Source organism: Polymorphobacter multimanifer (genome assembly GCF_014205635.1).
GTDB lineage: Bacteria > Pseudomonadota > Alphaproteobacteria > Sphingomonadales > Sphingomonadaceae > Sandarakinorhabdus > Sandarakinorhabdus multimanifer.
The window spans coordinates 67,430-90,099 of record NZ_JACIIV010000007.1 but is presented as its reverse complement, the minus strand read 5'-3'; the positions used below and the strand labels follow the sequence as shown (position 1 = coordinate 90,099).

The following is a 22,670-nucleotide window of genomic DNA, read 5'->3' as shown; positions in this document are numbered from 1 at the left end:
TGCCCGGAGACCTGCCGATGACCACCCGTCTTGCTGCCCTTGCGGCCCTTGCGCTGCTGGCCACCCCCGCCTTGGCACAGGTACCCCCCGCCGAGCTCGGCGCGCGCTATGTGCCCGCGCCGTGGTGGATGCGCGAGCCGATCATCGCCTCGATCGGCATGGTGCGCACCGAGCTTCCCGCCAACCGCGCACAGTTCGGTGCCCGGTTCAGCGCCGTCGAGCGCACGTCGGACGCCGCCCTTGCAGCGGCAGCGGCAAAGGTGCGCGAGATCGACGCCGTCCTGCGCAGCCAGGGCGCCGACCGGGTGCGCATCGCAACGACCTTCCGCACCACGCCGCTCTACGAGCAATACAAGGACAAGGAGGGCAACCTCCAGACCAACGACCGCGCCGACAAGATCGAGCGCTATGAAGTCCAGGCCAGCATTCTGCTCGAAGTGCGTGATCTCGCAGCGCTCGAATCCGCCTATGCCGCCGTGGTCGCCGCCAGGCCGCAGGCGATCGACCCTGTTCGCTTCAATCTCGAGCCCGACAATGCCGCCAAGACTTTCCTGCAGGTGGAGGCGGTGAAGGACGCCACCCGCCGCGCCCGCGCCGCGGCCGAAGCGACGGGCAGCCGGATGGGTCCGGTCAAGGTCATCGACCCCACCGGCCGCGCCTGCCGCACCGATGTGCTCGCCGGCTGGCCGAGCTATGGCCGTGCCGAAGCGCGCACCGATGTGGAATATGCAGCACCCCCGCCGCCGCCCCCGCCCGCGCCGCAGTCGATCATGGTCACCGGCAGACGCGTGGCCGGAGAACCCGCCGTGCAGGTCAGCCTCCAGCCGCCGTTCGAGGCGCTCGAGGACGATGCCTGTGTGGTGTTTGCGCTCTTGCCCTGATCGGCATTGCCTTTTAGGGCAGGCCTCATCCAGGCCGGATTAGCTCAGCGGTAGAGCAGCGGTTTTGTAAACCGAAGGTCGGGGGTTCAATCCCCTCATCCGGCACCATTCCCCGCGCATATCCGGCTCGCAGCGCCCGCGCTCGCAGGGCGCGTTCCAGTCAAACGCCTGCAGGAATGTCGCTATGTCTTGCGAAGCTGAACAAACAGTCAGGAATCGGCAGGAATAGCAATTTCGTTCGTCATCAGCGGTGAAATCATCGCGAAAAAACAATTCATGGCAATTTTGGCTCACCTTGACCGGTCGTTTATCCGGGGTTCAGGCAAATCTGAATTTTGGCAGTTAGGTGATCTGACGGGCCGCATGACAGGTGTGGTCCCGAGGGGCAGATTTCCTGCCGAAACAGATTGGAGAAACAAGATGCGTTCGATCACTGTTGCGGCCATTGCCGCCATGTTTGCCGCTCCCGCGCTGGCCTTCCAGCCGGTCCCCCCCGAGCAGCCCACCCCGCCAGCCCCCACCGAGCAGCAGGCGCCGGCAGAAGACACCACCGCTCCCACACCGCCGACGCCCCCGACGAGCCCTACGCCTCCGACCGATGGCGCCGGAACGACACCGGACGTGACCCCGCGCTGATTTCGCACGGGAAGACTGCAGAAAGGGTCGGCCCGCAGGGCCGGCCCTTTTTTCATGACGGCCACGCCGGCGCGCGCCGGGAACTCCGCACCCTGCTGATGCGTTGCCCTCGAAAGGGAGAACCACAATGGCCATGCTGTCCGCCCGTTTCGAGGATTCCGATGCCGCACGGCGGGTGATGGACGTCTTCATCACCGACATGGGCGCCACCCCCAACCTCGTCATCGCCAGTCCCGAAGGCGCGCGCCCCGGCAACGCCACCGACGCCGGCACCGAGCCGCACCACCCAACCGCCATGCCGCCGGTCGAAGCCGTGCGCGTGGCCATCCACGACAATGCCATCGATGCCGCCGCCGCCCGCGCCGCCTTCGAAGCCGCCGGCGGCGTCGACATCCGGCCGATCCAGTAAAGCTTTCGCTCAGTCCGCCGCAGGGGCTGCGCGCAACTCATGGCTTTGCCGCATCACGAACGGTTCGCCCGCCACCCGCGTCATCTTGGTGATCCGCAACGTCGCCTGGTTGCGCGTCAGGATCTTGCGCGCAATCACCTTCCGTCCATTTTCCAGAACCTCCCCGTCGAACACCAGGGTCACACCGCCGTCGCTCGCCGTACGTGCCTCGACCACGTGCCACATCTCGGGCTCGCCGCCGCCGCCGCTGCCTCTCCCGCCAATGCCAAGCGTTCGGCCATCGGCTGCAAACGTCCAGCGGTCGGCCGATCGCACGATCTTGCCGGGGCCATCGTCATAGGTCCAGTCGAGCGACCGGCCATCGCTCGCCATCATCGCCGGCAGCGTGGTGCGGCTGTCATTCCCATAATCGCGATAATCGAGCGTCCCCGTCCAGCGCCCCGCAAGCGCCTTGGCCGCCAACCCCGCCACATCCACCACCGCCGGCGAAGCCCCGCGCGCCACCTCCACCGCCCGGTCGCGTCCCCCAGCAAAATCGGCGAGTGTCGGCACCACCAGCACATCGACCGCCACCCCCTTGCCGGGCACAAATTGTGCGATGTCGGTGCGGTTCCAGGCTTCGGGAATCCGCACCTTCATCCCGCTCGCCGGCAGCCTGAGCAGGAAGATGGCGCCCGACGTCGGCCCTTCGGCACTCCCCGCACTGTCCTCGCCGACAATCATCGCCCCCGCCTTTTCCTTCAGCTGCGCTATGGTGCGGGTGGCGCCCGAGCCGTTGCGCGCCCCTGAAAGGATCGTCAGCCGGCCGCGAAAACCACCCTTGGCCACCGGCTGCTGCGGCATTGTCGAGTCCTCGTCGGTCGTCTCCGCCCCGCGCGCCACCGGAATCCGGTCGAACCACCCCTCGGGAGTCTGTGCGAACAGCGCCATGGGCGGCTCGAAGCGCGCCGCACGGTCTCCCCAGGTCTCGAAATACTGCGGCAGGTCGCCATAGCGCACCGCCTTGTATCGCACCGGCTTCGACCACAGGAACGGCTTGGCCATCAGATAGCGCCCAAGCGCCACCGACACATCCTCGGAGCCGCCGCCATTGTTGCGCAAGTCGAGAATCAGATGCTCGGTGCCGGCCGCCGCCATGGCCTCGAAAAACCCGCCGAGATAGGCGGTCGCCTGTACCGGGTTGCGATAATTCACGAACGTATCGACCTGCAACCGCGCCACCTTGCCGCTCAGCCGCCACGTCACGCTGTTGTAGAATTCACTGCGATATCTGGCACCCGGACCCTTGAGACCGGTCCAGGCGGCAAACGTCGCCGGCCGCAGCGTCGATGTCGTCGCCTTCAGCGCGCCCACCGGCTTCCAGTCGATCGTCCAGGCATCGGCAAAGCCGAACAGTGCGGGCCAATTCTCGTTGAAGTCATCGCCCATCAGGTCGCCATCATCGGCAAGCTTGGCGGCAATCGCCTGGTCGGTGCTGCCATCATAGGCCACCAGCGGCGCCAGCTTGAGCAGCAGCGCCGGCACCGTCATGCCGTTGATCGTCAGAATTTCGCTGCCCGGCGGCGGTGCGCCCACCTGCGCATCGTTCGACACCACGATCATCCGCCCCTCGATCAGCTGGAAGCGCAGCGGCAGGTGCGTCGGCTCGGTCTCGCGATACCGCGTCAGTGCGTCGGACATCTCGGCCTTGGTGTGGTCGCAGTGGATCGTGGCAAGCATCCGCGCCACCTCGCCGTGCAGCGCCAGCTCGGTAATCGGCTTCGCCGCCGCCGCCTCCAGCCGCGCGAACGCTGCATCGATCCCCGCCCTGGGGGTGTAGCGATACAGCCCGGGATGCACCGTCTCCAGCGCGCGCCGCAGCAGCGCCACATCCCGGCTGGCATCTTCGGCGGCAATGACTCGCGGCGAATAGGCAGCGTGCGCAGGGACGGTGACGATCACGGCAGCAGCAAGGAACAGGTGTCGCATCGGGCAAGGCTCCGGTCGGGGTTGACCCTTCCGATCTGCCGAAACCCACCCGCCCAAGCGCCTCACAAGCTCAGATGGCAGGCGATTTTCGCGATTTGAGCCGCCAGGCGCTCGGGCTCATCCCCGCCAGATCGGCAAAGGCGCGGTTGAAGCTCGCCTTGGAGTTGAACCCCGCCTCGAACGCCAGCGCCATCAGGTCCCGCGCATCCCCGGCCGCCAGCAGCCGCTGCACCTCCGCCACGCGTCGCCGGTTGATCAGCGTGTTGAAATTCTCGCCACTGGCCGCCCCCAATGCGCGGGAGAGATAGGCGGTGTTCGTCCCCAGCGCCCGTGCCAGCACCGCCAGCGTCAACTCCGGATTGCGCCAATGCGCCCCGGAATCGATCATTCGCACCCATTCCTGCCCCTGCACGACCCAATCACGACCCTTTTCCACCCCCGCCGCCACCTCCGGCACCCTCGCACGCGAGACGTGCGGAAACGCCGTCTCGGCATGCCGCCACCCGGCAATCCCCAGATAGAGCACCAGTGCCGAGAAGGTCACATACAGCAGGAACTGGTCGAAATAGTCCCGGCCGGGATCGATCCGCTTGGCGATGATGAAGCCGAGCCAGATCACCGCCACCACCATGAGCGCGATCAGGAAATTCCGGATCCAGCTCGGATCGACGTCCACGCCATCGGTGCGGTTGTCATCCAGCCAGCGCCGATACCCCCGATACCGCCGCCACGCCGCAAGCCCGTAAAGCCCGAGGCTGACGATCGTGCCCGCTTCGAACACCGGCGAGATCAGCGGCGAATGCGCCACCGTGTTCCACCAGTTCTTGGTCTCCAACGGAAAGGGAAAGACCAGCGCATCCGCCAGAAACTGCACCAGCACCGGCATGAAGTGCGGCCACACCCGCGCCGGCGGCGCATCGACCAGGCTCAGCGTGTAGAGATACACCAGGGGCCCGAACGCCAGCGTGAGGGAGAAGGGCGCAAAGCTCAGCCGCGGCCACCGATCGTAGAACCCCGCATAGCCGATGATGAACGGCGTGATCAGCGCCGCCACCGCCAGGATCAGCAACGCCAGCCAGCGGTTGGCCGCCCGGTTGCGCCGTGCTCGCAGCAGCAGCCCCGCCAGCACGATCCCCTGGCCCGCGCACAGCAGCAGCGTGATGCTCATCGGGCCGAAGCGGATCATGCCGGCGCTCCTGCCCGAGTGCCGCGGCTTTGGGAACCGCGATGCTCTGCCGCATCAGCCCTTGCGCGGATCGCGCCCCCGGTTCGGCTGCAGCACCAGCGTGGCGCCGGGGCGCGGTGCCCCCTTGTCGGGCGTGGGCGAGTGCGACATCTGCGGCCGGGTGCCGCCGAACAGCGTCGGCCCCGGCGGCGCCTCCCGCGCCGCTTCGAGCAGCATGGCCCCCGACGCCAGCCGCTTCGCCCAATGCAAGGCGCGGTCATGATGCGCCTTGCCAAAGCCATAGGAAGGCACGTCTTCCAGGCTGTAGCGCAGCTCGTGCAGCGCATAGCTCGCACCCCCGGCGTCGACCTTGCGCGCATTCCGGCCGAACTGCAGCGCTGCGGTCTCGATCGCCGCCAGCGAGGTGCGCAACCGCAGCCAGCGATGGTTCCGCCATGCCTTGCCGCCGGGTGCAAAACGCGCGTTCAGCTCTGCCCCCGCCTCGCGCCCCGCCTTGTCGAGTGCTGCAATCGTGTCGCCATCCATGTCGAGGTTGAGCCCGCCCTGGCTCGTCGGATCGAGCAAGATCGTAACGATCCGGTCGCGCTGCCCCGCCATCGCTGCCAGCTCGTTCTCGCGGCCGTTGCGCGCCGATTCGACCATCGCGCCCAGAAAGCCCGCGAGGCTGCGGTCCACCCTCGCCCCGTGCGGCACCATGATCCCGTCGGCATTGCCCCGTGTCATCCGAACGATCGGCACCTTTCCCAGGCGCTGGTCGCGCTCGTCCATGTCGGCGAGGTTGATGCAGAAGGTCGGCCGGCTCGGCAGCAGCGCATCGAAGCTCGACACCGGAAAATTGGAGGTGATCCCGCCATCGGAAAACCAGATCGGCTTCAGCTGCGCCAGCGCATTGGCGCGCGATCCGGCATTGCCGGGCCGCCACCCCTGCGTCACCCACAGCCGCACCGCCGATATGAGCAGCGGAAAGCTGAGCGACAGCCGCAACCCCAGCACCACCGGCAGGTCGGGCGGGTAGGGCAGGCGGTGGAAGGTCTCACCATCCTTCGCCAGCGCGAAGCGCGGGTCGGAAGCGGCCACCAGATGCGCCACCACCGCCGCCGGCAGCACGCGCCGCAGATCGTCCTCTCGGAAATACAGGGTCGTCCCCGAAGCCTCCAGAAACGGAAAGCTCACCGGCAGCCGCTGCGAGACATTGGTGGTAGTGAGCAGCAGGTCGATGTCGCGCCCGGCGTCCCACTCGCTCGCATCTTCCGGGTATCCCCCGTCTGCTTCGAGCCGGTCCGCCCGCCAAAGGTCGCGCATCGTCAGCGGCGCATCCGCCGCGCGGCCGGCAAGGCTCTGAATCACCGCATGCATCCAGTCCGCAAACGCCCCTTCGCTGCGCAGCGTGTCGAGCGGCGTCGCAGCGTCCCACCCCGCCATGCTGCCGGGGCACAGCCCCATCCCCAGCCGTACCAGATCGAAATGCCAGCGGCTCAGCAGCAGCGCCAGCCATGCCGCCAGCGCGCCGCCGAACACCAGCAGCCCCGCCAGCCACAACCAGCCGTCCCCCGCCCGCTGGACTCCAAGCGCCACCGCCGCCAGCGCCGCAAGCCCGGCCGCCGTCACCAGCCCCGGCCAGGCGCTGGCAAGCAGATCGAGCACCGCACTCCGCCGCTTCGCCCGGGCGCGCAGCAGCGTCCACACCAGCGCCATCGCCGGCGCCAGCGCCGGCGATGGCTGGAACAAGCGCTGCAGCCGTGTCGGCTGCCAATATTGCCGGCGCGCCCCGAGCTCGGCCGGAATGCCCGCCACCTCGGCGAACGCCTGGGCATTGGTGCCGCTGCGCCGGCCATATTCCGCCGCCGCCAGCAGCCCGGCGCCGATCGCTCCCGCCGAGGCACCGCCGATGTTGCGAAACTGCCAGCGCGCCGCCAGCACCACCAGCGCACCTGGATACACCAGCCCCGAAGTGATCCCGCCGCGCAGCACCACATCGCAGGGCGGCAGCTCGGCGGGCTTCATGCGCGTGCCCCGGCTCCTTTCAAAGCCTCGCGCACCAGCACCAGCCGGTCCTGCCCGAAGTACATGTCGTCGCCCACATAAAAGGTCGGCGTGCCGAAGCCGCCGCGCGCGATGATCTCGTCGGTGTTCGCCCGCAGCCGCGCCTTCAATTCAGGGCTGTCCGCCGCCGCGAGCGTCGCCGCCGGATCGAGCCCCGCTGCCGCACACGCCTCCGCCAGCACCGCCGGATCGGCGATGTCACGGTCTTCCCCCCAGTAAAGCTCGAACGCCCGCCGCGCATATGCCTCGCACACCCCCGCATCGTCGGCGAGCAGCGCGCAGCGCATCGCCCGCGCCGAATTGATCGGGAAGATGCTCGGCCGCCACTTGATCGCCAGCCCCGATCGCCGGATCCAGTCGTGCAGATCCTTCCAGAAATACAGCGTCTTGGGGTTCGCCTCGGCAGCACGCGCCTCATAGACCGATTTGTTGACCGTGTTGAACACGCCCCCCACCAGGAAAGGCCGCCAGTCGATCTCGAAGCGGTCCTGCGCCCGCGCCTTCACCAGCCCGTCGAACCCCAGATAGGTCCAGGGACTCGAACAATCGAAGAAGAACTCGACCCGCGCCATGGCATTCGCTCCTTTTGCCGCAAGCTTGCCGCGACATGCATGCCATTGCCAGCCCCTGCCGCTGCCGTCATGTTGCGGGCATGCGTATCCTTGCCCCCTCCCTCGCACTCGCCCTCCTGCTCGCCACCGCCCCGCTTGCAGCGCAACCGCTCGATATCGGCGAGCCCGTGCAGGCCGCCATCCAGCAGGGCCTGGTGCTGATGAACGAGAACCGCGAGGCCGAAGCCCTCGCCGGCCTCGATGCCGCGCTTGCCCGCACGAGCCTGCCTGCCGAGCGCGGCCGCATCGAGCAGTTGCGCGGCTTTCTGCTCGCCCGGCTCAACCGGTTGGAGGAGGCGCGCACCGCCATCGAGTTCGCCGTCTCCACCGATCCGGCGCCCAATGTCGCGGTGCTCTCCACGCTGTTCAAGCTGCAGCTGTTCACCGACAAGCATGTGCCGGCGGCCGAGACGCTCGTGCTGCTTGCCGCCACCGACCCCAAGGCGCTCGAGCTCGTCACGCCGGAAATGGTCTATCGGCTGCGGACCAACCTGGGCCAGGACCCATCCCGCGTTTTCGATCTCGATCTCACCCTCATCAACGCCGGCTGGCTGCAGGGGACCGCCAGCGAAGGCACCGTCGATGGCCTGATCGAAGGCGCCATCCCCGGCCTGCTCGCGCAACAACGCACCGAGGAGGCGACAGCGCTGCTGGCGCGCATCCAGAAAGCCTCGGCACTCCTCACCATGGCGATCGACCGCCGCTTCACCCCGCTCTGGCCGGCCATCGAAGCCCGCCTCGGGCCGGGCGCGCGCACCGCCAGCAATGCCGAAGTGGCGCGCACGAAAGCCCGCTTCGATGCTGATCCCGCCGATGGCGCCGCCCGCCTCGCCTATGCCAGCGCCCTCAACAACGCCGCGCGCGAGGCCGATGCGCTGGTGGTCGCCGCCGGCGCCGCCCCCGATCCCGCCGCGCTCGATGCGCTGCCGGAAGAGGATCTCTGGCTCGTCGATCTCGAAGCCCGGCTGCTGGGCCATCTCGGGCGGGATGACGAAGCGCTCGCCCGCTACGAGAGCCTCGCCAGATCGCGCATGGAAGGCCGTGGCGGCCTCATTGCCCAGATCATCAACTGGGGCCTGTTCGCCGTCGAGCTCGATCGCCCCCAGGCCGCCCTCACTGCCGCCGATTTCGCCGATACCAAGGCCGAGGCCGCCTCCCCCTATGGCCGGCTGTTCATCGCCATGACGCGCAGCTGCGCCCTGGCCCAGCTCGGCCGCACTGCCGACGCCGAGGCCGCCGCCGCCCCGCTGCTGGCCGGGGAAAAGCCCGCCAACCCCGAAGCCCTGCTCGGCGCCCTCATCTGCCTTGGCCGCAACGATGCCGCCGCGGCACTCGTCGTGGCGCAACTCAAGGACCCTGGTCGCGCCCCCGCCATGCTCTGGAAACTCCAGCCCCTGCTCATCGAAGACCGCGAAGGTGCGATCGACAAACGCCACCGCGCCGGCCTGCGCACGCTGAAGGCGCGGCCGGACGTCCGCGCCGCCTTCACCGCCATGGGCCGCGATCTGCCGCCGGCGGTCAGCCCGCCGCGCTGATGCGGATGCGGGCCGCTCCCGCACGGCTATGACATGCTAAGTCTTTGAAATCGAACAACAAGGTCTGAAAACAACTTGCCCGAAAAACTGCGTTTCGTGTAAACTTCGGAAACTTCAGGCAGGCCCGAACACCCGCTCGAAGATCGTGTCCACCGCCTTCAGATGATAGCCGAGGTCGAAATTCCCGGCGATGGCGGCCGGCGGCAGATGCGCGGTGACGTCCGGATCGGCTTCGAGCAGCGCCTGGAGCTGCAAGGCGCCGTCCGACTCCCACACCTTCATCGCGTTGCGCTGGACGAGCCTGTAGGAATCCTCGCGGCTGGCGCCAGCCTGGGTGAGGGCGAGCAGCACCCGCTGCGAATGGATGAGGCCACCCATCTTGTTCAAATTCTTCAGCATCCGCTCGGGGTAGACGATCAGCTTCTCGATCACCCCGGTCAGCCGCGCCAGCGCAAAATCGAGGGTGATGGTGGCATCGGGGCCGATCATCCGCTCCACGCTCGAGTGCGAAATGTCGCGTTCATGCCAGAGCGCCACATTCTCCATCGCCGGCAGCGCCATGCCCCGCACCAGCCGCGCCAGGCCGGTGAGGTTCTCGGTCAGCACCGGGTTGCGCTTGTGCGGCATGGCACTGCTGCCCTTCTGGCCGGGCGAGAAATATTCTTCCGCTTCCAGCACTTCGGTCCGCTGCAAATGCCGGATCTCGGTCGCCAGCCGCTCGACCGACGAGGCGATGACCCCCAAGGTGGCGAAGAACATTGCATGCCGATCGCGGGGAATCACCTGCGTGCTCACCGGCTCCACCGTCAGCCCGAGCCTGGCCGCGACATGCGCCTCGACCCGCGGATCGATGTTGGCGAAGGTGCCGACCGCCCCCGAAATCGCACAGGTGGCAATATCGGCCCGCGCCGCCACCAGCCGGACCCGGTTGCGGCTGAATTCGGCATAGGCCTGCGCCATCTTCAGCCCGAAGGTCACCGGCTCGGCATGGATGCCATGGCTGCGGCCGATGCACACGCTGTGCCTGTGCTCGAAGGCACGGACCTTGAGCGCCGCTAGCAGCGCATCGATGTCGGCAAGCAATATGTCCGAGGCGCGGGCCAACTGCACCGCGAGGCAGGTGTCGAGCACATCCGAGCTGGTCAGCCCCTGGTGGAGAAACCGCGCCGGCTCGCCGACATGCTCGGCAACCGAGGTGAGGAAGGCGATGACATCATGCTTGGTCTCGCGCTCGATCTCGTCGATGCGGGCAATGTCGAAGCCCCCCTTGGCCCAGATGGCTTGCGCCGCGGATTTGGGCACCACGCCAAGCTCGGCGAGTGCATCGGTGGCATGCGCCTCGATCTCGAACCAGATCTGAAAGCGCGTCTGCGGCTCCCAGAGAGCAACCATTTCGGGGCGGGAATAGCGGGGTATCATGGGCGGGGCGTAAGTGCTGGCTTGCAGCGGGTCAAGCGCGAGGGCTATCGCCATGCCATGGCTGAGCAGGTTCGAGTGGTGGTGATGCAGGCGGGCCTCGGCCCGCTGGATTATGCCATGCCTGCGGGACAGTCGCTGGAAGCCGGCCAGGCGGTGCTGGTGCCGCTCGGGCCGCGCCAGATCATGGGCGTGGTGTGGGACGGGCTGGAGGGCCCGGCGTTCACCGGCAAGGGTCTGCGCGCCGTGGCGGGCGTGCTGCCGCTGCCGCTTGTGCCCGAGCCGCTGCGCCGGCTCTGCGACTGGGTGGCTGACTATTATCTGGCGTCACTGGCCGGCGTGCTGCGGATGGTGCTGCCTTCGGTGGCTGCACTCGGCGAGCGCCAAATTGTCGAGTATCGGCTGTCGGGCACCCAGCCACCGCGGCTGACGCCCGAGCGCAGCAAGGCGCTGGCAGCGCTTGAGGGCCGGGCCGGCACGGTGCGCGACCTCGCCCGTGCGGCGGATGTGTCAGAAGCGGTAATCCGCGGGCTGGTGAACGTCGGCGTGCTGGCGGCGGAGACGGTGCCCGCCGGGCAACTGCCGGCCCCGCCCGACCCGGACTTCGCACCGCCAGCCCTCGAACCGGCGCAGGCCGACGCAGCGCGGGCGTTGACCGAGGCGGTGGCAGCGGGTGGCTTTGCACCATTTCTGCTCGAAGGCGTCACCGGATCGGGCAAGACCGAAGTCTATGCCGAGGCGATTGCCGCAGCCCTCAGGGCCGGAGGCCAGGCATTGGTGCTGCTGCCGGAAATCGCGCTCACCGCCGCTTTCACCGCCCGGCTGGCGGCGCGCTTCGGCAGCCCGCCGGTGGCGTGGCATTCCGACCTCAAGACCAGCGAGCGCCGCGCCGCCTATGCCGCCATCGCCGATGGCCGGGCGCGACTGGTGGTGGGGGCCCGCTCGGCGCTGTTCCTGCCGTTTAAGGACCTGCGGCTGACGATCGTCGACGAAGCGCATGAGACGAGCTTCAAGCAGGAAGATGGTGTCCACTACCATGCCCGCGACGTCGCAGTGATGCGGGCACAGTTCGAAGGCGCCACCGTGGTGCTGGCGAGCGCCACGCCCGCCATCGAAACGCGGGTGCAGGCCGAGCGGGGCACCTACCGCCACCTGCTGCTGCCAGCGCGGTTCGGCGGGGCGGCGATGCCCGACATTTCGGCGGTCGACCTGCGCAAGACCCCACCGGTTCGCGGCCGCTGGATTGCCCCGCCGCTGGCAGCGGCGATCAGCGAAACCCTGGCGCGGGGCGAGCAGGTGCTGCTGTTCCTCAACCGCCGCGGCTATGCGCCGCTTACGCTCTGCCGGGCGTGCGGCGAGAAGATCAACTGCCCCAATTGCACCGCCTGGATGGTCGAGCACCGCCTCACCCGCCGGCTGGCGTGCCACCATTGCGGCCATGAGATGACGGTGCCGCCGGCCTGCCCGAGCTGCGGCGAGCCCGACACGCTGGTCGCGTGCGGGCCAGGCGTCGAGCGAATTGCCGAGGAAGTCGCGGCGACCTGGGGGGCGGCGCGGATCGCTCTGGTGACGTCGGATACTATCACATCCCCTGCCCGTGCTGCTGCTCTTGTTGCGGCGGTGGAGGGACGCGAGATCGACATTCTCATCGGCACCCAACTGGTGACCAAGGGCTTTCACTTCCCCGAGTTGACGCTGGTGGGGGTCATCGATGCCGATCTGGGGCTGTCCGGCGGCGATCTGCGCGCCAGCGAACGCACCTTCGCGCAGATTGCCCAGGTAGCGGGGCGCGCCGGGCGCAGCGCCAAGCCGGGGCGGGTGCTGCTGCAGACCCACCAGCCCGAAGCGAGACTGATGCAGGCGCTGATCCACGGCGACGCCGCTGCCTTCTACGCCCATGAAACCGCCACCCGCAGGGACTTGACGCTGCCGCCCTTCGGGCGCCTTGCCGCCCTGATCGTGAGCTCGGAGAAGGAGCCCGAAGCTCGCGCCGCGGCCCAGGCGCTCGCCGAGGCGGCGCCGGCGCGGACGGGCCTGCAGGTGCTCGGACCCGCCCCCGCTCCGCTGGCCATGCTACGCGGCCGCCACCGCTTCCGGCTGCTTGTCACGGCCCGCCGCACTGTGCCGCTTTCCGCAATATTGCGCGACTGGCTGGTGCGCGTACCGCTGGGCAACAGCGTCCGCGTGGTGGTCGATGTCGACCCTTATTCGTTCATGTGAAGGCTATTTCTCGCCGGCGATGGTGATCTTCTTGCCGAGCAAGGTGCGCACATAGATGCGCTGTACCATCACGAACACCACGACCGTGAGCGGGGCGGCGAGCAGAACGCCGAGGAAGCCGAACAACACGCCGGCGGCAACGACGGCAAAAAGCAGCACCGCCGGTGGCACATCCACCGCCTGCTTCTGGATCATCGGTTGCAGGAAATTGCCCTGCAGCTGCTGGACAAGCAGGAACAGTCCCAGCGTCCACAAGGCGGTGGCTGGGGAGACGGTGAACGCAAGCAGCACGGCGGGCACCCCGGCGATGATCGGGCCGACCATGGGAATCACGTCGAGCAACCCGGCGATGAGGCCGAGCCCGCCCGAAGCAGGCACGCCCAGCAGCGCCAGCCCGCCCCAGGTGAACAGCGCAACCACCAGCGAGGACACGGCCTGGCCGACCATCCAGCCGCTCAAGCCTCGCGCTGCATCGTCGAGGGCGGCGTCCATCACCGGCTCGGCGCGCTTGGGCATGAGCAGCAGCATACCCCGGCGATAAGCGCCGGGATCACCCGCGATGAAGATAGCGCCCACCAGCACGAGCACGATATTGGCGATGCCATTGCCTGCGCTCAGCAAATAGCTGCCGGCATCACCGGCAAAGCGCGACAGGTCGCGCGTTCCTCCATCCACAAGCTGCCGAGCAGGCTCCCCAAGACCGATCCGATCGAGAAAATCGCGCAGCTGGGCAATCGCCGGCGGAATGCTTTCGGTGATGGTCTCGAACTGGTCGGCGAGCTGGGTGCCGAACAGGGTGAAGGTGCCAGCGAAAACAGCAAGCAGCAGCAGCACCGCCAACGCCAGGGCAAGACCGCGAGTTATCGGCAACACCCGCATCAACCCGCGGGTAATCGTGTCAAACACTGCCGCGAGCACAAGCGCTGCGAAAACCAGGAGCAGAAAGACGGAAAGCTCGACGAGCAGCCATGCCACGGCGAGCACCGCAATCACGATGATCGTCCGCGTGGCTGTATGTTCCATCATGTGCGATCGGCCGGGCGGTGCCGCTTCAGGTTCGGTCATGCAAATCCATGGGCAAGTGGACGACAGGAAAAGCGGGTTACTTCACCTTTTTGTATATCGTCATACCGAGCACGAATAGAGCCACGGCGATAATCAGTGCAAACCAGAAAAGCAGTTTTGCCAGCTCCCACGCAAAGCCTGCGACCGCGCCGAAGCCCAATACGCCGAGCACAAGGGCGATGATTGCAAAGATGACAGCGGCGCGAAGCACGGGAAATTCCTTTGGTGGGTTGTGGCTGGAGCCTGTGCTGCAGAAACACGGCCTGCGGCATTTGGTTCCCGCGTCCGCCTCAGTCCACCGGAATGAGCCGCCCGGTCTTCACATCATAGATGAAGCCGTGCACTGGAATGGCATCGGGAGTGAGCGGATGGCTGCGGATGCGTTGCACATCGTCGCGCACGCTCTGCGCCAGATCGGTGAAGGTGAGCCAGGCGGTATGCCAGCCTTCCTTCGAGCCGCCTTCGTCTTGCGTGTTGGTCCAGACCTTCCCATCGAAACTGGCTGTGGCGCGGCTGGTTTCGAGCAGGGTGCTGATGGTGGGGCCATCGAAAAGCTCCATCCCGCAATCGGTGTGATGGATCACGAACCATTCGCGGGTGCCGAGCAGCTTGTGCGAGATGACGAGCGAGCGGATGGCATCGTCGCTGGCGCGGCCGCCGGCGTTGCGGATCACATGCGCATCGCCTTCAGCCAGCCCGGCATATCTGGCCGGATCAAGCCGCGCATCCATGCAGGTGAGGATGGCAAACCCCCGTACCGGCGGCAGCGCGAGACGGCCCTTGTCCCCGAAATCGGCGGCATAGGCAGTGTTGGCGGCGTTGACTTCATCACGGATCGGCGTGGACATGCGAGGCTCCTGTTCGGGGGCAGAGCTTCGCAAAGCCTCACGGCTGACGCGACATAGATTTTCTGGGGCTGTGTGAAGCCTAGCCCGCGAGCAGCGCCTTCAATCGCTCGTTGATCAGCGCCGGATTGGCCTTGCCGCCCATCGCCTTCATCGTCTGGCCGACGAAGAAGCCGAACAGCGCTTCCTTGCCGCCGCGATACTGCGCGACCTTGTCCGCATTGGCATCGAGGACGCCGGCGATGGCATCATCGATGGCGCCGGTGTCCGACACCTGGCGGAGGCCCTTGGCATCGACGATCGCCGCGGCACCTTCCCCGGTTTCGAGCATCGCTTCGAAAACCGTCTTGGCAACGGTGTTCGAGATGGTGCCATCGGCCACCAGCGCCAGCAGCTCGGCGGCGGCGTCGGGGGTCACCGGGGCTGTGTCGATGTCCTTGCCCAGCCGCTTCAGGGCGCCGAACAGTTCGGACGCAATCCAGTTGGCCGCGGTCTTCGCCATATCGGCTTCCGGCTTGCCGCTGCGGGTGGCGAGGCTGGCGCTCAGCGCCTCGAACCAGGCGGCATTGGCCTTTTCGGCGGTGAGCACATCGGCGAGATAATCGGTAAGCCCGAGCGCCTCCACATAGCGGCGGCGCTTGGCGACCGGCAGTTCGGGCAGGGTCGCGCGGCAGGCGTCGATATAATCCTCGGTCAGCTCGACCGGGAGCAGGTCGGGATCGGGGAAATAGCGATAGTCGTGGGCGTCTTCCTTGCTGCGCATCGAGCGGGTGGTGCCGGTGCCGGGGTCGAACAGCCGCGTTTCCTGCACAACGGTGCCGCCGCCCTCGATGAGCGCCACCTGGCGCTTGGCCTCGACCTCGACCGCGGCCATGATGAAGCGCACCGAGTTGACGTTCTTCGTCTCGGTGCGCGTGCCGAACGGGGCACCAGCGCGGCGGACGCTGACGTTGACGTCGGCGCGCATCGAGCCTTCGTCCATGTTGCCGTCGCAGCTGCCGACGTAGCGGAGCAGCTGGCGCAGCGCCGCGACATAGGCGCCGGCTTCTTCGGGCGAACGGATATCGGGGCGCGAGACGATTTCCATCAGCGCGCAGCCCGAGCGGTTGAGGTCTACGAACGAGCGCGCCGGATGGAGATCGTGGACCGACTTGCCGGCATCCTGTTCGAGATGGATGCGCTCGATGCCGATCGACTTCGTGGTGCCGTCCGACAGGGTGATGTCGAGCGCGCCTTCGCCGACGATCGGGTGGTAGAGCTGGCTGATCTGGTAACCCTGCGGCAGATCGGCGTAGAAGTAATTCTTGCGGTCGAACACCGAGACGCGGTTGATCTCGGCGCCCAGCGCCAGCCCGGTGCGGACGGCCTGGCGCACGCACTCGGCGTTTAGCACGGGGAGCATGCCGGGCATGGCGGCATCGACGAGGCTCACCTGGGTGTTCGGCTCCGCGCCGAAGCCGGTGGCGGCACCCGAGAACAGCTTCGATTCCGCGGTCACCTGCGCATGCACTTCGAGGCCGACGACGATTTCCCAATCGCCGGTCTCGCCCTTGACGATCCAGCTCATGCGCGCTTCTCCGGCTTGGCGGTGAACCCGGCGGCACGTTCCAGCGCCAGCCCGGCACCCAGCACGCCCTGTTCATCGAGCGGGCGGCCGATGATCTGCAACCCGAGCGGCAGGCCATCGGCGCTCAACCCCACCGGCACTGACATGGCAGGCAGGCCGGCCAGGGAGGAGGGCACGGTGAAGACGTCGTTCAGATACATGTCGAGCGGATCGACCTTGGCACCAAAGGCGAAGGCGGCACTGGGGGCGGTGGGGGTGAGCAGCAGGTCGCAGACTTCGAACGCGGCTTCAAAATCGCGCGCGATGAGCGTGCGGACCTTCTGCGCCTGTGTGAAATAGGCGTCGTAGAAGCCCGCCGACAGCACATAGGTGCCGATCATGATGCGGCGCTTCACTTCCTTGCCGAAGCCGGCGGCGCGGGTCGCTTCGTACATGTCGGCAAGGCTGCCGCCCTCGGGCATCACTCGCTGGCCGAAGCGCACGCCATCGTAGCGCGCCAGGTTGGACGAGGCTTCGGCGGGAGCGATGATGTAATAGGCCGGCAGCGCGTATTTGGTGTGCGGCAGCGATACCTCGACCGGCTCAGCACCGGCAGCGCGCAACCACGCCAGGCCATCGTCCCAGAGCTTCGCGATCGTCGGGTCGAGCCCGTCGAGGCGATATTCCTTCGGGATGCCGATCTTCTTGCCGCGCAGATCGGCGTTCAGCAAAGCGGCAAAATCGGGGACCGGCAGGTCGAGCGAGGTCGTGTCCTTCGGGTCATGGCCGCACATGGCGGTGAGCATGTGCGCGCAATCCTCGACGGTGCGCGCCATCGGCCCGGCCTGGTCGAGCGAGGAGGCGAAGGCGACCACGCCCCAGCGCGAGCAGCGGCCATAGGTGGGCTTGATGCCGGTGATGCCGACGAAAGCGGCGGGCTGGCGGATCGAGCCACCGGTGTCGGTGCCCGTGGCGCCCGCGGCGAGCCGGGCGGACACTGCCGATGCCGAGCCGCCCGAGGAGCCGCCGGGGACGAGCTCGGCATCCGAGCCGATGGCCTTCCACGGCGAGATGACGCGGCCGGCGGCACTCGTCTCGTTCGAGGAGCCCATCGCGAACTCGTCGAGGTTGAGCTTGCCGAGCATCACCGCGCCGGCAGCCAGCAGCTTGCCCGAGACGGTCGATTCATACTGCGGCACGAATCCCTCGAGGATGCGGCTGGCGGCAGTGGTCTCGACGCCCTTGGTGCAGAAAAGGTCCTTGATGCCGAGCGGGATGCCGGCAAGCGATCCTGCGCTGCCGGAAGCGAGTGCGACATCGGCGGCACCGGCCTGTGCCAACGCCAGCTCGGGCGTTTCCACGGTGAAGGCGTTGAGGTGGCGGTTGGCGGCCATCGCGTCCAGATGCGCTTGCGTCAGCTCGCATGCCGAGAATTCGCGCGCGGCGAGACCGGTACGCATGGCGGAGAGGGTGAGATCGGTCAGGCTCATTCGATCACGCTCATTCGATCACTTTCGGCACGGCGAAGAAACCCGAAAGCGCTTCTGGGGCATTGGCGAGCACGGCCTCGCGCACATTGCCATCGGTAACGGCATCGTCGCGCCATTCGTGGCGCTTCGGCATCACCGCGGCCATCGGCGGTACACCCCTGGTATCGACTTCGGCAAGTTGCTCTACCCAGCCGAGAATTGCGGAGAGTTCAGCGGCGAGAGGCGCCACCTCGGCGTCGGTAATGCCGATGCGGGCGAGGCGGGCGATGCGGCGCACGGTGGTGTCGTCAACCGACATCAGGGAAGCTCCGGGGGAACGGGGTGCGGTGCAGCAGGTTCATGCATAGCAGCTAGCAGGCCAGTGGCGGTTCCTCAATGCCCGTCACCGGGGCTTTGGATGGTGTCGTTGCCGGGACGCCCCGTGCGCCCACGCCGCCTTGCCAGCCGTATCAATGACAGGCACCTGTACGAACGGGGGTCAGGAGACATGCATGACGATGGCCAAGGCGCATATCAACCGGATCGGCACAGCACTTCCGCCGCATGATGTGCACGATGCCTTCATGCGCTTCGTGGGTGATCTGATCGAGGAGCGGCGTGATGCGCTGCTGTTCCGCCGCATGGTCGGCCGCGCGGGCATTGCGCACCGCTGGAGCTATGTTGAGCCGGTGGAGAATCCCAACCGTTTTCTGGCCGACAAGCAGGGTTTCTACACCCCTGGCGCCTTCCCCAGCACTGCGACCCGGATGCAGCGTTATGAGGCACTTGCGCCGGGTTTTGCTGCGCAGGCGATCGACGAACTGGGGCTCGATGCCGATGAGCGCGGGCGGATCACCCATCTGGTGGTGGCGAGCTGCACCGGCTTTGTCGCGCCGGGGCTCGACCAGATGATCGTGCGCGCTGCCGGGCTCGACCCATCCGTCGAGCGGACGCTGGTGGGGTTCATGGGGTGCTATGCCGCGGTCAACGCGTTGCGGCTGGCGCACCATTTTGTGCGCTCGGAGCCGGAAGCGCGGGTGCTGGTGGTCAATCTCGAGCTGTGCACGCTGCACTTCCAGGAGACGACCGAGCTCGAGCGCATCCTGTCGATGCTGTTGTTCGGTGATGGCTGTGCGGCAGCACTGGTGACGGCCGAGCCGGAGGGGTTGGCGCTCGAGGATTTCCGCGCTGCCACCATCGCGGATTCGGCGGACGCAATCACCTGGCGGATCGGCGACCAGGGGTTCGACATGCATCTTTCGGGCGAAGTGCCGGGGCGTATCCAGCGCGCACTCGCCACCGAGGCAGGGCGGAACGACGGGCAGGGGCTGCTGCGCGGGCAGCGGCCGGAGGATTTTGCGCTTTGGGCGGTGCATGCCGGGGGGCGGACGATCCTCGATGCGGTGGACAAGGGGTTCGAATTGCAGGGGAATGCCCTGCAAGGGTCGCGCGATGTCTTGCATGATTGCGGCAACATGAGCTCGGCGACGCTGATGTTCGTGCTGCAGCGGTTGATGGCGGGCGTGGAGGCGGGGGAGACGCCGCGGGCTGCTCCCGGCATGGCGATGGCGTTCGGGCCGGGGCTGGCGGCGGAGAGCTTCCGCTTCACCACGGTGTGATGCTGACTGTGTAATGCTGACGGCGCGCGCCCATGATCCAGAGCTGATGGATGCGGCGGACCTGCCGCCGGCGACTTATGCGCAGGTGCTGGGCGATCTGGCGCGGGTGAACACCGTGACGATGGCACGGCCGATGACATTGCACTGGCTGGTGCGGGCGACCAAGGGGCTGGATTCGTTCAGTTTGATCGACATCGGCTTCGGGCATGGGGACATGCTGCGGGCAATTGCGCGCTGGGCGGCTGGGGCCGGCAAGGTGGTGGCGCTGACGGGCTATGACCTGAACCCGAACAGTGCGGCGGTGGCGCGAACGGCGTCTGCCGGGTTGGGGATCGACTTCGTCACCGGCGATGCGCGACATGCGCCGGCACCGGACTTCATCATCTCCTCGCTGGTGGCGCATCACATGGGGGATGAAGAGCTGGTGGACTTCATTCGCTGGATGGATGGCACGGCGCGGCGCGGGTGGTTCATCAACGATCTGCATCGGCACTGGGTGGCGCATCGGGGGTATCAACTGCTGAGCACGGTGGCCGGATGGCATCCGATTGTCCGTCATGACGGGGCCCTGTCAGTGCGTCGGGGGTTCTCCAGGGGCGATTGGGGGCGATTATTGGATGCCGCGGGGGTGCGCGCGGGCGTCAGTTGGCATTTTCCGTTCCGCTGGGGGGTCGAAAGCGTTCGATGAATCGCGCTGTCATCATCGGCGGCGGGTTGGCGGGTGCGGCGGCGGCGGCGCGGCTGGGTTCGGGGGCTTTGCTGCTCGAACGCGAGGCCGGTGCGCATGACAAGATCTGCGGCGAGTTTCTGTCCGGCGAGGCGGGGGCGATGCTGGCGGGGCTGGGGTTCGATCTGGCGCGGCTTGGCGGGGCGCCGATCGACCGGATGCGGCTGCATTCGGGGCAGCGGACGGTCGATGTGCGGCTGCCGTTCGTGGCGACCGGCATCAGCCGGCGGGTGCTCGATGCGGCACTTCTGGAACATGCCGAGGGGCAGGGCGCGGATGTGCGGCGTGGAGTGACCGTGCGGCATCTGGCGGATGGCCGGGCGGTGACGAGCGATGGCGAGCTTGGTGGGTCGCTGCTGCTGGCGACCGGCAAGCATGAGATGCGGGGCATGAAACGCGACACTGCCGGCACGATTTCCGGGCTGATCGGCTTCAAGATGTTTTTCCGGGCCCCGGCTATTGCGGCGCGGATCGGCAGTGCGGTGGAGGTGACGCTGTTCGAGGGGGGTTATGCAGGGTTGCAGCCGGTCGAGGGTGGGCGGGTGAATTTGTGCCTGCTGGTCGAGGCGGGGCGCTTGCAGGCAGAGGGCGGTGGCTGGCAGGGGCTGTTTGCCGCACTGCTCGCCGAGCCGGGGCTGGCGCGGCTCGCCGAGGCGGAGGCGTTGCTGGCGAAGCCGCTGACGATTTCCGGCGTGCCTTACGGCTTTCTCGCGCGCCCGGATGCGGGCGACGATCTGTGGCGGCTCGGCGACCAGGCGGCGGTGATCCCCAGTTTTTGCGGTGATGGCATGGCGATGGCGCTGCACGGCGGCGCCCTTGCGGGATCGATGGTGGCGGCGGGGGCGAATGCTGCGCAATTCCAGGCGCAGTTGCGGCGCGATACGGCGCGGCAGGTGCGGCTGGCGACGCGGTTGCAGCGTTTTGCCATGCACCCCGCCGGGCGCTTTGCGCTGCTCGCCGGGTTGGGGGCGGTGCCGGCGGCCATGGCGCTGCTGGCGCGCTGGACGCGGGTTGTGGCGCCCGCACCCTTGCCGGTGGCAGGCTGAAACGGCAGAGCGACGCCATGGATGTGCTTCCCCTCTTCGTGCCGCTTGCCGGCCGCAAGGTCATCATGGTCGGCGACGGCGAGGCGGCGGCGGCGAAACTGCGGCTTGTCGAGGCGGCCGGTGGTGTCGGGTGCGATGAAAGTGCCGGGGATGCGGTGCTTGCCTATGTGGCACTCGATGACGAGGTCGAAGCGGCGGCGGCGGCGGCGCGGCTGCGGGCGCGGGGGTTGCTGGTGAATGTCGTCGACCGGCCGGCGATGAGCGATTTTCTGATGGGGGCGATCATCGACCGCTCACCGGTGGTGGTTTCGATCTCGACCGGGGGGGCTTCCGCGAGTTTGGCGCGGGCGTTGCGGGGGAGGCTCGAGGGGTTGTTGCCGGCATCGCTCGGGGGGCTTGCACGGGCCATCGGGGGGGCGCGAAGGGCTGCGAGTGCGGCCCATCCGGCTATTTCCGACCGGCGGCGGCTGTGGGAGCGGTCGCTGGCCGAGGGCGGGGCGCTCGATCCGTTGCGGCCGCTGGCGGCGCCCGAGGCTGCAGTGGCAGCGGCGATTGCCGGCAGCTCTGCGGCGGTGACCGAACTGCGCGAGATCATGGTGTCCAGCGACGATCCCGGCGAGCTCAGCCTCAATGCGCTGGCCGCACTCGGTCGCTGCGATGCGCTGCTGGTGCTGCCTGGCGTTCCAGCGGCGGTGACCGACCGGGCGCGGCGCGATGCCGTTCGGCTGGAAGTGCTGCCCGATAAGTTGCCTGAAGGGCTGACCGTCGTGCTCCGGCCTCAGGCGAGCAGCTCGGTGTCCCAGTAGAGATAGTCCCGCCAGGTTTCGTGGAGATGGTGGGGCGGGAAGGCGCGGCCATGCTCCTGAAGCTGGTGGGTGGTCGGCTGGTGCGGGCGCGAGCGGATATGCATATGCGCCTCGGCGGGGGTGCGACCACCTTTCTTGAGGTTGCACGGTGCGCAGGCGGTTGTCACATTCGCCCAGGTGGTGCGGCCGCCATAGGCGCGCGGCACCACATGATCGAAGGTGAGATCATTGTGCGCACCGCAATATTGGCAGGCGAACTTGTCCCGCAGGAACAGGTTGAACCGCGTGAACGCCGGGTGGCTGGCAGGGCGCACATATTGGCGGAGTGCTATGACCGAGGGCAGCCGCATCTCGAAGCTGGGGGAGCGGATGACGCGATCATATTCGGCAACGATATCGACGCGCTCGAGAAACGCCGCCTTGATCGCGGTCTGCCATGGCCAGAGCGACAGCGGATAATAGGAGAGCGGGGTGAAATCGGCATTGAGCACCAGTGCCGGGCAGCCTTCCGGCGGGGTGAGGAAATCGGGCGCATGTTCGGGGGGCGAAAGGATATCGGGGTGATACATGGCTGCGCCGTCTCCCATTTACGGGATCAGCCGATGACCACAGGCCCTGTCGCACTCAAGGCCGCGATCGGCG

At 67.6% G+C, this 22,670-nt stretch carries 21 protein-coding genes and 1 tRNA gene; 10 read left to right on the top strand and 12 right to left on the bottom strand.

From position 1 onward, the window contains the following. Positions 1 to 17: 17 nt before the first annotated feature. The 4 genes from FHS79_RS05840 to FHS79_RS05825 all read left to right on the top strand — a co-directional run bounded on the left by FHS79_RS05840 (position 18) and on the right by FHS79_RS05825 (position 1,926). Entirely contained in the window at positions 18 to 881 is an 864-nt protein-coding gene (locus FHS79_RS05840) for an SIMPL domain-containing protein (RefSeq protein ID WP_184196784.1), read from the top strand. Between the two features lie 33 nt (positions 882 to 914). Continuing rightward, positions 915 to 989: transfer RNA gene (locus FHS79_RS05835), tRNA-Thr, on the top strand. A gap of 312 nt (positions 990 to 1,301) precedes the next feature. Next, complete coding sequence (locus FHS79_RS05830; protein ID WP_184196781.1) at positions 1,302 to 1,517, top strand: hypothetical protein; 216 nt, start codon at positions 1,302 to 1,304, stop codon at positions 1,515 to 1,517. A gap of 127 nt (positions 1,518 to 1,644) precedes the next feature. Then, positions 1,645 to 1,926: a hypothetical protein gene (locus FHS79_RS05825; protein WP_184196778.1), complete on the top strand. Its 282-nt coding sequence runs from the start codon at positions 1,645 to 1,647 to the stop codon at positions 1,924 to 1,926. Positions 1,927 to 1,935: 9 nt separating this feature from the next. Here FHS79_RS05825 and FHS79_RS05820 read toward each other — a convergent pair whose 3' ends face one another. The 4 genes from FHS79_RS05820 to FHS79_RS05805 all read right to left on the bottom strand — a co-directional run bounded on the left by FHS79_RS05820 (position 1,936) and on the right by FHS79_RS05805 (position 7,695). Further along, positions 1,936 to 3,894 (bottom strand): S41 family peptidase, encoded by a 1,959-nt coding sequence (locus FHS79_RS05820; RefSeq protein ID WP_184196776.1) that lies wholly within the window; start codon positions 3,892 to 3,894, stop codon positions 1,936 to 1,938. Between the two features lie 70 nt (positions 3,895 to 3,964). Beyond that, on the bottom strand, positions 3,965 to 5,080 hold the full coding sequence (locus FHS79_RS05815) for a helix-turn-helix domain-containing protein (protein WP_184196773.1): 1,116 nt from the start codon (positions 5,078 to 5,080) through the stop codon (positions 3,965 to 3,967). 54 nt (positions 5,081 to 5,134) lie between these two features. Beyond that, on the bottom strand, positions 5,135 to 7,084 hold the full coding sequence (locus tag FHS79_RS05810) for a patatin-like phospholipase domain-containing protein (RefSeq protein WP_184196769.1): 1,950 nt from the start codon (positions 7,082 to 7,084) through the stop codon (positions 5,135 to 5,137). Further along, complete coding sequence (locus FHS79_RS05805) at positions 7,081 to 7,695, bottom strand: 2-hydroxychromene-2-carboxylate isomerase (protein ID WP_184196766.1); 615 nt, start codon at positions 7,693 to 7,695, stop codon at positions 7,081 to 7,083. Before FHS79_RS05805 ends, FHS79_RS05810 begins: the two co-directional genes overlap by 4 nt. Before the next feature lie 80 nt (positions 7,696 to 7,775). On the opposite strand from FHS79_RS05805, the gene FHS79_RS05800 reads away from it, so the two are divergent. Further along, on the top strand, positions 7,776 to 9,269 hold the full coding sequence (locus FHS79_RS05800; RefSeq protein WP_184196763.1) for a hypothetical protein: 1,494 nt from the start codon (positions 7,776 to 7,778) through the stop codon (positions 9,267 to 9,269). 114 nt (positions 9,270 to 9,383) lie between these two features. Here FHS79_RS05800 and purB read toward each other — a convergent pair whose 3' ends face one another. Beyond that, positions 9,384 to 10,688, bottom strand: a complete 1,305-nt coding sequence (gene purB, locus FHS79_RS05795) for an adenylosuccinate lyase (RefSeq protein ID WP_184196760.1) — start codon at positions 10,686 to 10,688, stop codon at positions 9,384 to 9,386. A 57-nt stretch (positions 10,689 to 10,745) separates the two neighbouring features. Here purB and FHS79_RS05790 point away from each other — a divergent pair, with 57 nt between their 5' ends. After that, positions 10,746 to 12,905 (top strand): primosomal protein N', encoded by a 2,160-nt coding sequence (locus tag FHS79_RS05790; protein ID WP_184196757.1) that lies wholly within the window; start codon positions 10,746 to 10,748, stop codon positions 12,903 to 12,905. Positions 12,906 to 12,908: 3 nt separating this feature from the next. On the opposite strand, the gene FHS79_RS05785 is transcribed toward FHS79_RS05790, so the two are convergent. The 6 genes from FHS79_RS05785 to gatC form a co-directional block, all read right to left on the bottom strand. Continuing rightward, positions 12,909 to 13,970, bottom strand: a complete 1,062-nt coding sequence (locus FHS79_RS05785) for an AI-2E family transporter (RefSeq protein ID WP_184196754.1) — start codon at positions 13,968 to 13,970, stop codon at positions 12,909 to 12,911. Between the two features lie 37 nt (positions 13,971 to 14,007). Continuing rightward, positions 14,008 to 14,181 (bottom strand): DUF1328 domain-containing protein, encoded by a 174-nt coding sequence (locus FHS79_RS05780; protein WP_184196751.1) that lies wholly within the window; start codon positions 14,179 to 14,181, stop codon positions 14,008 to 14,010. A gap of 79 nt (positions 14,182 to 14,260) precedes the next feature. Beyond that, positions 14,261 to 14,818: a beta-class carbonic anhydrase gene (locus FHS79_RS05775; protein ID WP_184196748.1), complete on the bottom strand. Its 558-nt coding sequence runs from the start codon at positions 14,816 to 14,818 to the stop codon at positions 14,261 to 14,263. A 79-nt stretch (positions 14,819 to 14,897) separates the two neighbouring features. Continuing rightward, positions 14,898 to 16,382 (bottom strand): Asp-tRNA(Asn)/Glu-tRNA(Gln) amidotransferase subunit GatB, encoded by a 1,485-nt coding sequence (gatB, locus tag FHS79_RS05770; RefSeq protein WP_184196745.1) that lies wholly within the window; start codon positions 16,380 to 16,382, stop codon positions 14,898 to 14,900. After that, positions 16,379 to 17,851, bottom strand: coding sequence for an Asp-tRNA(Asn)/Glu-tRNA(Gln) amidotransferase subunit GatA (gene gatA, locus FHS79_RS05765; protein WP_184196742.1), 1,473 nt, complete (start codon positions 17,849 to 17,851; stop codon positions 16,379 to 16,381). Before gatA ends, gatB begins: the two co-directional genes overlap by 4 nt. Positions 17,852 to 17,861: 10 nt before the next feature. Beyond that, positions 17,862 to 18,149 (bottom strand): Asp-tRNA(Asn)/Glu-tRNA(Gln) amidotransferase subunit GatC, encoded by a 288-nt coding sequence (gene gatC / locus FHS79_RS05760; RefSeq protein ID WP_184196739.1) that lies wholly within the window; start codon positions 18,147 to 18,149, stop codon positions 17,862 to 17,864. Positions 18,150 to 18,342: 193 nt separating this feature from the next. Between gatC and FHS79_RS05755 the strand changes: the two genes are divergently transcribed. From FHS79_RS05755 to FHS79_RS05740, 4 genes are read left to right on the top strand one after another with little or no spacing between them, the layout of a single operon-like run. Continuing rightward, positions 18,343 to 19,449: a type III polyketide synthase gene (locus tag FHS79_RS05755; protein WP_184196736.1), complete on the top strand. Its 1,107-nt coding sequence runs from the start codon at positions 18,343 to 18,345 to the stop codon at positions 19,447 to 19,449. Between the two features lie 13 nt (positions 19,450 to 19,462). Further along, positions 19,463 to 20,137 carry a methyltransferase domain-containing protein gene (locus tag FHS79_RS05750; protein ID WP_207792233.1) on the top strand — a complete coding sequence of 225 codons (675 nt, stop codon included), beginning with the start codon at positions 19,463 to 19,465 and terminating at the stop codon, positions 20,135 to 20,137. Continuing rightward, complete coding sequence (locus FHS79_RS05745; RefSeq protein ID WP_184196733.1) at positions 20,134 to 21,222, top strand: NAD(P)/FAD-dependent oxidoreductase; 1,089 nt, start codon at positions 20,134 to 20,136, stop codon at positions 21,220 to 21,222. Before FHS79_RS05750 ends, FHS79_RS05745 begins: the two co-directional genes overlap by 4 nt. Before the next feature lie 17 nt (positions 21,223 to 21,239). Next, positions 21,240 to 22,028: a precorrin-2 dehydrogenase/sirohydrochlorin ferrochelatase family protein gene (locus FHS79_RS05740; RefSeq protein WP_184196730.1), complete on the top strand. Its 789-nt coding sequence runs from the start codon at positions 21,240 to 21,242 to the stop codon at positions 22,026 to 22,028. Here the strand turns inward: FHS79_RS05740 and FHS79_RS05735 are convergent. Further along, the gene (locus FHS79_RS05735; protein ID WP_184196727.1) at positions 22,001 to 22,597 is read right to left on the bottom strand and encodes an HNH endonuclease; all 597 of its coding nucleotides are present in this window, start codon (positions 22,595 to 22,597) and stop codon (positions 22,001 to 22,003) included. The genes FHS79_RS05740 and FHS79_RS05735 overlap by 28 nt on opposite strands. Positions 22,598 to 22,670: the final 73 nt, after the last annotated feature.